We start from the raw sequence: 207 nt of genomic DNA, 5'->3' as shown, positions 1-207 counted from the left end.
GCGTGAAGGCACAGGTTGTGGCCGCGCAGATCTACAAGCGCGACTCGGTTTTCGGGCAGGGCATGGAGATCGGCATGAACGAGATGAGCGGCCTGTCGTGGCGCTCCATCGATCGCCAGCTTGAGAAGATCAAGGGCGTGACGTCGGCGCAGATCCAGCACGTGGCGCAGACGTACTTCAGCGAAGACAACCTCGTCGTCGCCACGC

At 62.3% G+C, this 207-nt stretch carries 1 protein-coding gene; it reads left to right on the top strand.

Annotated elements, in window-relative coordinates:
* Nucleotides 1–17: 17 nt before the first annotated feature.
* On the top strand, nt 18–207 hold a 190-nt coding region (locus G5A07_RS22160; protein ID WP_223107924.1), incomplete at its 3' end, for a hypothetical protein.

Source organism: Stenotrophomonas sp. AS012628 (assembly GCF_010608305.1).
Lineage (GTDB): Bacteria > Pseudomonadota > Gammaproteobacteria > Xanthomonadales > Xanthomonadaceae > Stenotrophomonas > Stenotrophomonas geniculata.
The sequence above is the reverse complement of the archived record's forward strand: the minus strand, read 5'-3'. Positions and strand labels throughout refer to the sequence as shown.